At 45.9% G+C, this 13,028-nt stretch carries 13 protein-coding genes and 1 rRNA gene; 10 read left to right on the top strand and 4 right to left on the bottom strand.

The genetic code is table 11. The features are described 5' to 3' along the window. Positions 1-13 precede the first annotated feature (13 nt). The 3 genes from ACZ49W_RS01975 (at position 14) to lacD (ending at position 2,680) form a co-directional block, all read left to right on the top strand. Positions 14-418: a PTS sugar transporter subunit IIA gene (locus ACZ49W_RS01975; RefSeq protein WP_464813672.1), complete on the top strand. Its 405-nt coding sequence runs from the start codon at positions 14-16 to the stop codon at positions 416-418. 81 nt (positions 419-499) lie between these two features. Beyond that, a complete protein-coding gene (locus tag ACZ49W_RS01980; RefSeq protein WP_464813673.1) occupies positions 500-1,666 on the top strand; it encodes an SIS domain-containing protein in 1,167 nt (388 codons plus the stop codon). 9 nt (positions 1,667-1,675) lie between these two features. Next, a complete protein-coding gene (lacD, locus tag ACZ49W_RS01985; RefSeq protein ID WP_464813674.1) occupies positions 1,676-2,680 on the top strand; it encodes a tagatose-bisphosphate aldolase in 1,005 nt (334 codons plus the stop codon). Positions 2,681-2,821: 141 nt separating this feature from the next. Here the strand turns inward: lacD and ACZ49W_RS01990 are convergent, their stop codons facing one another. The 4 genes from ACZ49W_RS01990 to ACZ49W_RS02005 form a co-directional block, all read right to left on the bottom strand. Continuing rightward, positions 2,822-3,190: a VOC family protein gene (locus ACZ49W_RS01990; RefSeq protein ID WP_464813675.1), complete on the bottom strand. Its 369-nt coding sequence runs from the start codon at positions 3,188-3,190 to the stop codon at positions 2,822-2,824. 13 nt (positions 3,191-3,203) lie between these two features. Then, a complete protein-coding gene (locus ACZ49W_RS01995; RefSeq protein WP_464813676.1) occupies positions 3,204-4,016 on the bottom strand; it encodes a TIGR03943 family putative permease subunit in 813 nt (270 codons plus the stop codon). Next, entirely contained in the window at positions 4,013-4,915 is a 903-nt protein-coding gene (locus ACZ49W_RS02000; protein WP_464813677.1) for a permease, read from the bottom strand. The genes ACZ49W_RS01995 and ACZ49W_RS02000 overlap by 4 nt, the downstream gene beginning before the upstream one ends. Before the next feature lie 92 nt (positions 4,916-5,007). Further along, positions 5,008-5,133, bottom strand: a complete 126-nt coding sequence (locus ACZ49W_RS02005; protein WP_464813678.1) for an SPJ_0845 family protein — start codon at positions 5,131-5,133, stop codon at positions 5,008-5,010. A gap of 174 nt (positions 5,134-5,307) precedes the next feature. On the opposite strand from ACZ49W_RS02005, the gene ACZ49W_RS02010 reads away from it, so the two are divergent. From ACZ49W_RS02010 to ACZ49W_RS02040, 7 genes are all read left to right on the top strand, one after another. Then, positions 5,308-6,360, top strand: a complete 1,053-nt coding sequence (locus ACZ49W_RS02010; protein WP_464813679.1) for an LLM class flavin-dependent oxidoreductase — start codon at positions 5,308-5,310, stop codon at positions 6,358-6,360. A gap of 86 nt (positions 6,361-6,446) precedes the next feature. Beyond that, entirely contained in the window at positions 6,447-8,564 is a 2,118-nt protein-coding gene (locus ACZ49W_RS02015; protein WP_464813681.1) for a Tex family protein, read from the top strand. Beyond that, positions 8,561-9,001: a SprT family protein gene (locus ACZ49W_RS02020; protein WP_464813682.1), complete on the top strand. Its 441-nt coding sequence runs from the start codon at positions 8,561-8,563 to the stop codon at positions 8,999-9,001. The genes ACZ49W_RS02015 and ACZ49W_RS02020 overlap by 4 nt, the downstream gene beginning before the upstream one ends. 68 nt (positions 9,002-9,069) lie before the next feature. Beyond that, positions 9,070-9,336 carry a PspC domain-containing protein gene (locus tag ACZ49W_RS02025; RefSeq protein WP_464813683.1) on the top strand — a complete coding sequence of 89 codons (267 nt, stop codon included), beginning with the start codon at positions 9,070-9,072 and terminating at the stop codon, positions 9,334-9,336. Positions 9,337-9,410: 74 nt separating this feature from the next. Continuing rightward, on the top strand, positions 9,411-10,343 hold the full coding sequence (gene hprK / locus ACZ49W_RS02030; protein ID WP_464813684.1) for an HPr(Ser) kinase/phosphatase: 933 nt from the start codon (positions 9,411-9,413) through the stop codon (positions 10,341-10,343). Then, entirely contained in the window at positions 10,340-11,122 is a 783-nt protein-coding gene (gene lgt, locus ACZ49W_RS02035; protein ID WP_464813685.1) for a prolipoprotein diacylglyceryl transferase, read from the top strand. Before hprK ends, lgt begins: the two co-directional genes overlap by 4 nt. A gap of 308 nt (positions 11,123-11,430) precedes the next feature. Continuing rightward, a 16S ribosomal RNA gene (locus tag ACZ49W_RS02040) occupies positions 11,431-12,978 on the top strand. Positions 12,979-13,028 lie beyond the last annotated feature (50 nt).

Raw genomic sequence — 13,028 nt, forward strand, 5'->3', positions numbered from 1 at the left:
ATGAGGAAAACGTATGCCAAAAGATTTGATATTAGTGGGTCACGGAGGCTTTTGTGACGGACTAAAAGAAAGCGCTGAGATGATTATGGGTCCCCAAGACCATATCCATACTGTTTCCCTTCTTCCAGAAGAAGGGGTCAAGGATTTTGAGGAAAAATTTAGACGCGTCTATGATGCCCTAGACAATCCCTTGGTCTTTGCGGATTTACTAGGGGGAACGCCCTGTAATGTTGTCAGTAAACTCATCATGGAAGGAAAGCCAATTGACCTCTATGCGGGGATGAATCTTCCCATGGTGATTCGTTTTGTCAATGACAGTTTGCTTGGCACACAGTCACCTTATCATGACAAAGCATCTGAGATGATTATCCATGTCAATACAATTTTGTCTGGCATGGCTGATGACGAGGATGAATAGACAGATTTATTCATGACAATCGGTTAAAAACATGCGGGAGATGGTTGTCTATCTCCCCTTTTGCTAGAAAAGGAAGAACCTATGTTAGGACTTAGTGAAGAACTATTGATGGAAAAAGGTGCCATGATTACGGCACGTGAAATTTATCAACAACCAAGTGTTTGGCAAGAGGCTTATGAGCGTTATGAAGCGCAATATGAAACCATCACCGCTTTTTTAGACGATCTTTCCAACCAGTACGATCGTATCAAGGTCATCTTTACTGGAGCTGGGACATCGGCTTATGTGGGAGATAGTCTTTTACCAGCTCTTTTGGAGCAATATAACGATGACAAGTGGGCTTTTCAATCGGTAGCCACCACTGACTTAGTTGGTCGTCCTTTAGCTTATCTCAAAGAAAATCAACCAACGGTACTTGTCTCTTTTGCAAGAAGTGGCAATTCTCCTGAAAGTGTTGCAGCGGTGCATCTTGCTAAACAGTTTGTTAAGGATCTTTATCAGATAACCATTACCTGTGCTAAAGAAGGGCATCTTGCTTTAGAGGCACAAGATGATGAGAAAAACTTGCTCTTGCTTCAACCTGAAGCATCTAATGATGCTGGCTTTGCCATGACCAGTAGCTTTAGCTCCATGATGCTGACAGCTCTCCTCATCTTTGACCAAGCTAGTCTAGAGGTCAAAAAAGAGCGGGTCGCAGCTGTGATTGCTGCAACCCAGCAAGCATTAGAGCGGATTGACCTGATCAAAGGCTTGGTAGCTCTTGATTTCCACAGGGTCATCTATCTCGGTTCTGGTCCTTTCTTTGGTCTAGCTCACGAAGCACAACTCAAGATTTTAGAGTTGACAGCTGGTCAAATTGCGACCATGTATGAGACACCACTTGGTTTTAGGCATGGTCCAAAATCCTTGATTGATGAAAAAACCCTAGTCCTTCTTTATGGGTCAACGGATAGCTATACCAAACGTTATGACCTTGATTTGCTTAGAGAAGTTGCAGGAGATGCGATCGCAAAAGGCGTGGTTTACTTTACCGATAAGTCTGAAAGCGTGGAGAATGTTATTGAAGTCGTTGTTGCGCCTGAAGTTGACCTTCCAGATAGTTATAGGGCGTTCCCTTATATCGTTTATGCGCAGCTCCTTGCCCTCCTTGCAGCGCTCAAAGTTAACAATACCCCTGATACCCCGTCTCCAACAGGAACAGTCAATCGGGTCGTCCAAGGAGTTATCATTCATGAATGGAAAGAATAGGAGAAGTTTATGTCAACATTAGTGATGAGTCGTGAAAAATTAGCGCATTTGGAAAAACTGTCTGATGAAGCAGGTATTATCGGAGCACTTGCCATTGACCAAAGGGGATCTTTGAAAAAAATGCTAGAAAGTGGCAAGCAAAATCCAGGAGAGCAAGGGATTGTGATTTTTAAGGAGCTTATCTCTCAAGAACTCACCCCCTATGCTAATTCCATCTTGCTAGACCCTGAGTACGGTATTCCAGCTATGAAAAAAAGAGCGCAGGATGCAGGTCTCATCGTGGCTTATGAAAAGACAGGCTATGATGCCACAGATCCAGGACGTTTGCCAGATCTTCTCTCTTATTGGTCAGCTAAGCGGATCAAGGAACTAGGAGCTGATGCGGTCAAGGTCTTAGTTTACTACGATGTAGATGAAGATGGTAGTGTCAACGACATCAAGAAAGCATGGGTAGAGCGTGTCGGCAGTGAATGTCAGGCAGAAGAGATTCCTTACTTCCTTGAAATTGTGACCTATGACAAGAGTGATATGGATGTCAAAAGTAGTGACTATGCCAAACTCAAACCTCACAAGGTCATCGAAGCTATGCGGACTTTCTCAGATGCAAGATACAAGGTTGATGTCTTAAAGGTTGAAGTGCCAATTACAATGGCTTATGTCGAGGGCTACAACGAAGAAGGTAACAAAGCGGTTTATAGCAAGGAAGAAGCAGCTGCATTCTTTAAAGAGCAGTCAGAAGCGACTCATCTGCCATTTATCTTCCTCAGTGCAGGGGTTGATAATGATGTCTTCCAAGAAACGCTTCGCTTTGCCAAAGCAGCAGGTTCTGAATTTAATGGTATTCTTTGCGGACGTGCCACATGGAAGGATGCGGTCAAGGTCTTTGCGGACCAAGGAGAATCAGCAGCCCAAACTTGGCTAGCAGAACAAGGACGCACCAACATCGAAGCCATTAATCAGGTGTTGAAAGAAACGGCAACCAGCTGGAAGGATAAGGTCACTGTAAAAGATTGAGCATTACGCGTAGAAAAAAGCGATTCTTTTGTATAGAATCAAGGATTTTCCTTGGTTCTATTTTTTTGGCGAATTGCTATCTTTTAAGCCTACAAAAAATCCCTCGTTTCCTAGGATGTGAGGAAGACGAGGGAGTTGATGTTAGCTTTCTTTGACGGCATAGTAATGACCGCTTGGACTTTGAAAGTTAAAATGCCGAAACGGCTGCTCTTGAATAGGACTGATTCCCAGTTCTTGCTTTTTGATACAGGCATAGAGTTTTTCTAGTTCCTTGCTTTCAAAGAGGAGACTAGGATTAAAGTCAGCCACTTCGGGTGAAAACTCTTGGATAAAATCAAGGGCATAGACACGAAAGACAGTCGTTGATTCGCGATGGGGTGCCATGTCAAAGGTGGGATATCCCATGAGGTCTCCCTCGGTTAAGATGGTAAAGCCGATTGCCTCGAAAAAGGCTTTTTCAGCAGGGACATCTTTGACATAAAGCATGGTTATCACATGTGGTTGAAACATAGCGGTTTTCTTTCTAAAAGACACGATAGACATAAGCATTTTCAGGTTTATCGACTTGTTTGACCTTGTCCACATGGAGGACCGGTAGGGTCTGTTTGAGATTTTGGTTGTAACTAAGAGAGAGATGCCCCGTTACGGTTAACCAAGTGTTATTGGCATAGGATTGCTCAAAGCCATCCATCAAAAGCCCATAAACGCCTGAGTCAGCGATACAGTGGATGATGCCAAAACGAAAGAGAAAGAGCTGATGTTTAGCGTGTTCATCATTATAGACAAAGCCCGTATAGGTGATAGGACGGTTGGTAAACTGGTCAGGATAGAGGTAGATGAGCTCCATGACCTCCATATAATTTTTGGTGGTGATGGTGACAGGACCTGTGCCGGCATAGTGCTTCAAGGAGCGCTGCATCTCTCTGTCATAGTCGTTTTTGGTGAAATAAAGGCTGGTATCTGGCTTGAGATATTGCACGCGCGTGCCATCGCTACTCTCACCAGATGGAGAACTCCCCGCAGCGAGTGGAAAAGTGTAGCCCTTGGCTGAAACAGTTGTCGAATCGAGCGTCACGGTCGGCACCAAAAGTCCCACCAAGACAGGAAAGGTCAGGATAAAAGGACTAGTGATTTTTCCCCACTTGGAGAGATGAGAATGGGTCTTGATCTGTTTCATCCAGATGACCAGTTGCACACAAGCTAGGATAAAAGAGAGCCCCATGGATAGATAAGCCAGATAAGTGTAGTGGCTGTTGATGTATTGATTGAGCTTACCGGTCAGCTGGAGGTAAATGGTCATTTCCAAATAGCCAACTAAAATGAGAAATCGAATCATAACACCACCCCCAATAACAAACAATAGGAAAGAATCACCAGCACAACGGTTGCCACAAATTGGACAATAAAGCGCGGTTTAAAGGCACGTTGCATCATCAAGAGATTTTTAACATCAAGAAGAGGGCCGATGAGTAAGAAGGCCATGACAGGCGCAAGACCAAAATTGACCAAAAGCGAAGCGCCGATAAAGGCATCCGCCTCACTACAAAGCGAAAGAAGAAAGGCAAGGAGCATGAGAAGGAAAATCGCCAAAATCGGTGTATGGGTGATGCTGGTGAGGACGCGTGTTGGGATATAGATCTGCATCATAGCAGCCACTAAACTCCCAAAGACCAAGTAACGCCCCGTATCAAAAAACTCATCAATGGCATGTGACAGACTGGCAAAGATTTTCTTTCCCAAACTGAGATGACCATAATGATGCACATGACAGTCTGCCTTGGGACTCATGATGTCCTCATCCACAAAAAAGGCAAGGAGCATTCCAAGAGCCAGTGCGACGATAATGGCACCAAAGAGACGCAACAAAACAAAACGCCAAGAGTTCCCAAAGGCCGAGTAGGTCGCAAACAGCACCACAGGGTTAATCATCGGCGCTGTCGCCATAAAGGGAATAGCCGTGTAGCTAGGAACCTTTTTGCTCATAAATCGGTTGACAATGGGGACAATCCCGCACTCACACGAGGGGAATAAAAAGCCCACCAAGGTACCAAATAAGATGCGCAACACCTTCTGCTTAGGCAGGATGCGTAGCACCTTTTCAGGGGTTAAAAAGACTTCGATAAAACCAGAGAGAATACTGCCTAAAAGCACAAAAGGCAGAGCCTCAATGATAATGGATAAAAAAATTGCCAAACACTGCAAGATACTGTCTGGCAACTGTGAAAACAGTGACATGGTACTCTCCTTATTTGAGTGATAAAAAAGAAAAGAGAAGCGCTCCTAAGCAGCTGGACTGGGAACGCTTCTTTTTACGTTCACCAGACGACCTAGTTCTTTGTGTGTTCGGTAGCGTCTTTGTCTTTTGGATCATCTGCACCATCTAATTTTGGCAGGGTCGCAAAGTTTTCCAACATTTTTTCCAAATCGTCTTTTCGTTTATAGGTCAAAGCCATGATAGTAACCTCCATTTTCTAATCTCTATGTCCATTATACCTTCTTCTCTTGAAAATAAACAGTAGAAAAATTAGGCTTTAGAAACGGTTAAGATTTCCTTGAGCAAAAGACTTGCATTTATCACTACATAGTGATAAAATAAATTCATCATTAAAGAACAAGAGGTAAATAAGATGATTGAATTAGGTATTTCAACTTTTGGAGAAACGACACCACTTGAAAAAACAGGCAAGCCCCTTCCTCATGACGAGCGCTTGCGCAATATGGTAGAAGAAATTGAGCTAGCTGATGAGGTGGGGTTAGACATCTATGCGATTGGCGAGCATCACAGGGAGGATTTTGCCGTGTCAGCGCCTGAGATTGTTCTTGCAGCAGGGGCGGTTAATACCAAACACATCCGTCTTTCTAGTGCGGTGACGGTCTTGTCCTCTATTGACCCCGTTCGGGTTTATCAGCAGTACGCCACCATCGATGCCCTTTCAAATGGACGAGCTGAGATTATGGCAGGGCGTGGCTCTTTCATCGAGTCCTTCCCTCTATTTGGTTATGATTTGAGAGATTATGATGCCTTGTTTGATGAAAAGCTCGATATGTTACTAGAGATTAAGGATAAGGAAACCTTGACTTGGCAAGGTCACCACACACAAACCGTAGAAGGGCGCGGCGTTTATCCACGAGCAGTCCAAGAGGATTTTCCGATTTGGGTTGCAACAGGCGGCAATCCAGAATCGACGATTAAGATTGCAGAAAAAGGTTTACCAATCGCCTATGCTATCATCGGAGGCAATCCAAAGGCCTTTCGTCAGTTGGTCAAGATGTACCGCCAAGTCGGTCGCTTGAAGGGGCAAGATACCAGCAAGATGAAGGTGGCTGCCCACTCATGGGGTTGGTTGTCTGATGACAAGGAAAAGGCAGAAAAAGAATATTTCTACCCAACCAAACAGCTGGTGGATAGTATCAGTAAGGATCGCCTACACTGGCAACCCCTCTCTTATGAGGCTTACTTGCAGTCCATCGGAGAAGATGGTGCCATGTTTGTCGGTGATGCTGATACGGTGGCACAAAAGATCATCCGCATGGTCGAAGATCTGGGCTTAGATCGCTTTATGCTCCACTTGCCAGTGGGTTCTATGCCGCATGAGGACACCCTAAAAGCCATCCGCATTTTTGGTGAAGAAGTCGCGCCACGCGTTAGACAATACTTTGCGGAAAAGGAAGAGGCTTAACAGCCTACCGTGAGACCTAGGAAAATCCTATTTTCTAGGTCTTTTGCTTTTTGAAAAAGCAGGCCTTAGATGGTATAATAAGGGTTATGAAACAAATGGAACACATCGCAAGGCAGTTACAGTTAAAACAACAACAAGTGACCAGCGTCTTAGAGCTGGCTAAAGAAGGGAATACCATTCCCTTTATGGCACGTTATCGTAAGGAGATGACCGGCAACCTCGATGAGGTCGAGATCAAAGCGATCTTAGATATGGACAAGAGCTTGACCAGTCTTTCTGAGCGAAAAGCCAGCGTCCTTAGTAGCATCGAGGCCAAGGGCAAGCTCACTCCAGAGCTAAAAGCGGCTATCGAAGCAGCAGAAAAGCTCGCGGATGTCGAAGAACTCTATCTGCCCTACAAGGAAAAACGCAGAACCAAGGCGACTGCGGCGCGTGAGGCAGGTCTTTCTAATTTGACCCGCTTGATTTTGCAAAATCAGCCCCAGCTTGAAGAAGCTGCTCAAGATTTCTTGAGTGAGGCTTATCCAACGACGGAAGCCGCAATTGCAGGGGCTTTGGATATTTTGATTGATGTCTTTGCAGAAGACACCAAGCTTAGGTCGTGGACCTACAATGACATCTGGGCAAACAGTCTGTTCTTGTCCAAAGTTAAGGATGAAGGCCTTGATGACAAGGGGATTTTTGAGATTTACTATGATTTTTCATCCAAGATCAAGGACATGCAGGGTTACCGCACCTTAGCTCTTAACCGTGGGGAAAAGCTAGGCGTTTTGCGTTTATCGTTTGAACACCAGTATGACAAGATGGTGCGAGTCTATCAGGAGCGCTTTAAGGCGAAAAATGCCTATATCGATGAGGCCATCCAAAAGGCTCTCAAGACCAAAATCCTCCCAGCCATGGAACGTCGGATTCGTGCTGAGCTGACGGAAAGTGCAGAAACAGGGGCGATTCAGCTTTTTTCTGATAATCTACGTCACCTCCTTTTGCTTTCCCCCCTAAAAGGAAAGCGAGTGCTAGGTTTTGACCCTGCCTTTCGGACAGGAGCAAAACTGGCTATTGTCGATCAGACCGGAAAACTCTTGACCACTGAGGTCATCTATCCTGTTAAGCCCGCTTCCAAGGCACAGATTGAAGCTGCTAAAGAGCGTTTGAGTCAACTCCTTCAAGAATATGAGATTGATATTGTCGCCATTGGAAATGGGACAGCCAGCAGGGAGAGCGAAGCCTTTGTGGCAGAGGTGATTAAAAACCATCCAGAAACCGCCTACGTCATTGTCAATGAGAGTGGCGCGTCTGTCTACTCCGCCAGTGAGCTAGCCAGAAAAGAATTTCCAGACCTCAGTGTTGAAAAACGCTCCGCCATCTCTATTGCCAGACGACTCCAAGATCCGCTGGCTGAGTTGGTCAAAATTGATGCTAAGTCTATCGGTGTTGGGCAGTATCAGCACGATGTCAATCAGAAGAAACTCAGTGAAAACCTTGATTTCGTTGTGGATACCGTGGTCAATCAAGTCGGTGTTGATGTCAATACTGCTAGTCCTACCCTCCTTTCTCATGTCGCTGGGTTTAACAAGACCATTTCTGAAAATCTGGTCAAATACCGTGAAGAACATGGGGAGCTACGCACCAGAGAAGAGCTAAAAGCTGTCCCACGCCTGGGCGCAAAGGCTTTTGAACAGGCAGCAGGATTCCTTCGTATTCCAAATGGAGAGAATCTTCTAGATAACACCGGTGTCCATCCAGAGAGTTATCCAGCGGTGGAAAAACTCTTTGAAAAACTTGGCATCATAGACCTTGATGATAGCGCAAAGAGCAAGCTAAAAGCCATTGATATTGTGACGACCGCTCCTGAGCTGGGTATTGGTGAAGCGACCTTGCAAGATATTGTGGAGGATTTGCTAAGACCAGGTAGAGATCTGCGTGACGACTTTGAAGCACCAGTCTTACGTCAGGATGTTTTGGATTTATCCGATCTTCGTGTGGGTCAAAGCCTAGAAGGAACAGTTCGTAACATCGTGGACTTCGGTGCCTTTGTTGATGTGGGCGTGCATGAGGATGGCTTGGTACATATTTCCGATCTTAGCCATCGCTTTGTCAAACACCCTAGTCAAGTGGTGTCGATTGGCGATATCGTCACGGTTTATGTGAAGAGCGTGGATCTTGAAAAAGAAAAGCTCAGTCTGAGCTTGGTTGCTCCCAAATGAACCTGACCGACTATGTTAGGCAGGTTTCCCTAGAGGATTTTGGGCTGCCTTTTCGTCACGAAGCCCACTGGAATAGCCGCCTTTCTTCAACAGGAGGACGCTTTTTTCCGCAGGATGGTCACTTGGATTTCAATCCCCACCTCTACCGTGAGCAGGGCTTGGACGTTTTTCGCAAAATCGTTCGCCATGAACTCTGCCACTATCACCTTTATTTCCAAGGCAAGGGCTATCGCCACAAGGATAAAGATTTTAAAGAGCTGCTCAAGCAGGTGGACGGCTTACGTTACGCCCCAAAACGCCAAACCCTCGTCAAATACCGCTACCAGTGTCAGAACTGCCGCCTTTTTTACGACCGCAAAAGAAGAATTGACACCAAGCGGATGGTCTGTGGCAAATGCAGTGGACACCTGCAGCTGATTCAAAAAAATCCGTCATAGGGCTGATGTTTTTTGTGAGAAACTAATCTATAATAGATTCATCATTAAAAATTTGGAGGATAAGTCAGATGTCTGGATTTTATAAACTAAGGCGAGGAAGAGTAGTCAGTGGCGTGATTGCTGGCTTGTCTGATAAATTTGGTTGGGATCTAGGATTAGCCCGTGTTTTAGGAGGATTGTTTATCATCTTCTCCCACGGTTTGGGGCTTTTGCTTTATATCCTAGCGGCAATCTTCTTCCCTTATAAAACAGAAAACCATCATTATTATCAAGATTATGATTATACAGGTCCAAGACGCAGAAAAGAAGCGAGACCCGTATCAGACAAGGATTAGAGGAAAGCAGGCATGTTGCCTGTTTTTTCTTTTGCTTGAAATGTGGTAAAATAAGAGAAAGAAAAGGAGTGTATATGAAAGTTACGGTTGAGATGTTAATCAAAAAGGTCAAGCTAGAGGTGGTCTATGCTGAACCTGAACACTTACAAAAAGAAATTACCACAGCCGATATCTCAAGACCGGGTCTTGAAATGACAGGTTACTTCACCTATTACTCACCAGAGCGCATTCAGCTCTTAGGCATGAAAGAGTGGTCTTATATGATGGCCATGACACCGCACAATCGCTATTCAGTGTTAAAGGCCATGTTTAAGGAAGAAACCCCAGCTCTTATTGTGGCAAGGAACTTAGAGATTCCAGAAGAGATGATTAGAGCCGCCAAGAAAAAAGGCACTCCCATTTTAAAAAGTCGGATGGGGACCAGTCAGCTCTCTGGTGAGATTTCATGGTATCTCAACGCTTGTCTAGCTGAGCGCATCAGTGTTCATGGGGTCTTGATGGATATCTACGGTATGGGAGTTTTGATCCAAGGTGATAGCGGTATTGGAAAGAGCGAAACAGGGCTTGAGCTAGTCAAGCGTGGACACCGCTTGGTGGCGGATGATCGTGTGGATGTCTATGCCAAGGACGAGGAAACCCTATGGGGAGAGCCAGCTGAAATCCTACGTCACCTCTTAGAAATCAGAGGAGTCGGTATTATTGATGTCATGAGCCTATACGGTGCCAGCGCTGTTAGGGATTCTTCCCAAGTCCAGTTGGCCGTTTACCTTGAAAACTACGAACCAGATAAGGTTTTTGACCGCTTGGGCAATCAAGGCGAAACCTTAGAATTGGCAGGAGTCAAGATCCCGTTTGTTCGCATCCCTGTTAAAACAGGACGCAACGTCTCTGTCGTGATTGAGGCTGCTGCCATGAATTACCGCGCAAAAAATATGGGGTATGATGCTACCAAAACCTTTGAAGAGCGCCTAACCAAGCTCATTAACCAAAATGGAGGTCACGCATGATTAATCCCACAGCTTTCCAAATTGGTCCCTTTGCCATCCGGTGGTATGCTATTTGCATTGTTTCTGGTCTCTTTTTAGCCGTCTATCTGGCGAGAAAAGAAGCACCGAAACGTCGCATTAAACCAGATGATGTCTTAGATATGATTTTAATCGCCTTTCCTATCGCCATCATCGGCGCAAGGCTTTACTACGTTGCCTTTCAATGGTCCTATTATAAGGATCATTTGGCAGAGATCCCAGCCATCTGGAATGGGGGAATTGCCATCTATGGAGGGCTACTCACTGGCCTTTTGGTCATGTACCTTTTTAGTCGCAGGCGTTTTATCCCAATTTTAAACTTTACCGATATTGCAGCCCCCGGTGTGATGATTGCGCAAAGCATCGGACGTTGGGGAAACTTTATCAACCAAGAAGCTTACGGAGCAGCTGTCAAAAATCTTCCTTATCTGCCCAATTGGATTAAGCAGCAGATGTATATTGATGGTAGCTACCGTCAACCCACCTTCCTTTATGAATCCTTATGGAATTTCCTAGGTTTTGCTCTTCTCATGAGCATCAGACACCGTCCTCACTTTCTCAAGCAAGGTGATCCGACTGCCTTTTACCTCATATGGTATGGCTGTGGTCGCTTTGTGATTGAGGGCATGCGCACGGACAGCCTCATGTTCTCAGGTCTTCGCGTTTCCCAGTGGTTATCCGTCATTTTGGTGCTACTCGGTCTAGGTCTTGTGATTTACAATCGGAAGAACAAAGACGTTCCCTATTATAGCGAAGGCTAGATTGGAAGATGGTTAAATTTCTTTTGAGCCTCAGAATTATAGAAACCAAAAGCGGAACTTTTGGTTTCTATTTTTTATTCCAATCCGCCTCAATCCCATTTGTTCTAAGGTTTTTGAGAGGCAGAGAAAAAAAGTAAAAAAAGTTTAAAAAAGGTATTGACAGTTGTGCTGAAGTTTGCTAGAATATAATAGTTGTCGCTTGAGAGAGCGATAGAAAGACCTTTGAGAACTAAATAAGAAACAACCAAGTAAGGGTTACACAAGTAACCCGTCAATAAAGAAAAAGCTAGCAATAGCATGAGTAAGATTTAAACGAGAGTTTGATCCTGGCTCAGGATGAACGCTGGCGGCGTGCCTAATACATGCAAGTAGAACGCAGAGGAGAGGAGCTTGCTTCTCTCTAATGAGTTGCGAACGGGTGAGTAACGCGTAGGTAACCTACCTCTTAGCGGGGGATAACTATTGGAAACGATAGCTAATACCGCATAACAGCTTATGCTGCATGGCATAGGTTTGAAAGGCGCAAGAGCGTCACTAAGAGATGGACCTGCGTTGTATTAGCTAGTTGGTAGGGTAAAGGCCTACCAAGGCGACGATACATAGCCGACCTGAGAGGGCGATCGGCCACACTGGGACTGAGACACGGCCCAGACTCCTACGGGAGGCAGCAGTAGGGAATCTTCGGCAATGGGGGCAACCCTGACCGAGCAACGCCGCGTGAGTGAAGAAGGACTTCGGTTCGTAAAGCTCTGTTGTAAGCGAAGAACGGGTGTGAGAGTGGAAAGCTCACACTATGACGGTAACTTACCAGAAAGGGACGGCTAACTACGTGCCAGCAGCCGCGGTAATACGTAGGTCCCGAGCGTTATCCGGATTTATTGGGCGTAAAGCGAGCGCAGGCGGTTTCGTAAGTCTGAAGTAAAAGGCTGTGGCTTAACCATAGTACGCTTTGGAAACTGCGGGACTTGAGTGCAGAAGGGGAGAGTGGAATTCCATGTGTAGCGGTGAAATGCGTAGATATATGGAGGAACACCGGTGGCGAAAGCGGCTCTCTGGTCTGTAACTGACGCTGAGGCTCGAAAGCGTGGGTAGCGAACAGGATTAGATACCCTGGTAGTCCACGCCGTAAACGATGAGTGCTAGGTGTTAGGCCCTATCCGGGGCTTAGTGCCGTAGCTAACGCAATAAGCACTCCGCCTGGGGAGTACGACCGCAAGGTTGAAACTCAAAGGAATTGACGGGGGCCCGCACAAGCGGTGGAGCATGTGGTTTAATTCGAAGCAACGCGAAGAACCTTACCAGGTCTTGACATCCCTCTGACCGGCCTAGAGATAGGCTTTCTCTTCGGAGCAGAGGTGACAGGTGGTGCATGGTTGTCGTCAGCTCGTGTCGTGAGATGTTGGGTTAAGTCCCGCAACGAGCGCAACCCCTATTGTTAGTTGCCATCATTAAGTTGGGCACTCTAGCGAGACTGCCGGTAATAAACCGGAGGAAGGTGGGGATGACGTCAAATCATCATGCCCCTTATGACCTGGGCTACACACGTGCTACAATGGCTGGTACAACGAGTTGCGAGTCGGTGACGGCAAGCTAATCTCTTAAAGCCAGTCTCAGTTCGGATTGTAGGCTGCAACTCGCCTACATGAAGTCGGAATCGCTAGTAATCGCGGATCAGCACGCCGCGGTGAATACGTTCCCGGGCCTTGTACACACCGCCCGTCACACCACGAGAGTTTGTAACACCCGAAGTCGGTGAGGTAACCGTAAGGAGCCAGCCGCCTAAGGTGGGATAGATGATTGGGGTGAAGTCGTAACAAGGTAGCCGTATCGGAAGGTGCGGCTGGATCACCTCCTTTCTAAGGAACAGTAGAAATACTGCACGGATTTACTTGGTTCTTATTTAGTT

It is taken from the genome of Streptococcus sp. STR1/CE/0325, from assembly GCF_055386095.1.